The following is a 262-nucleotide window of genomic DNA, read 5'->3' as shown; positions in this document are numbered from 1 at the left end:
CGGGCCGTGCCCGCCGACCACCTCGTCGATCGCGGCCATCACCTCGGGCTTGCGCGCGTAGCCCTGCAGGGGCTGCTCGGTCGCCCAGGCCGCGGACGTGTACTCGGCCAGCATCGACTCCCCGCCGTAGCCGTTGCGCTCCGGCCGGATGTCCTCGTCTCCCACCTGTACCCACGTGAACCCGAAGTCGGCGTAGAGCCGCTCCCGGATGTCCGTGAAGAGAGCGGCGGCCTTGGCTCGCACCTCCTCCATGGTCTGCTGG

1 pseudogene is annotated in these 262 nt (G+C 71.0%); it reads right to left on the bottom strand.

Features of this window, described 5'->3' with window-relative positions:
• Positions 1 to 262 (bottom strand): annotated as a pseudogene (locus KVS71_RS17695) (hypothetical protein); the annotation flags it as partial.

Origin of the sequence: Microbacterium sp. GbtcB4, from assembly GCF_019091465.1 — a bacterium.
GTDB lineage: Bacteria > Actinomycetota > Actinomycetes > Actinomycetales > Microbacteriaceae > Microbacterium > Microbacterium paraoxydans.
Note: the sequence above shows the minus strand (reverse complement) of the source record. Positions and strands in the feature narration are given on the sequence as shown.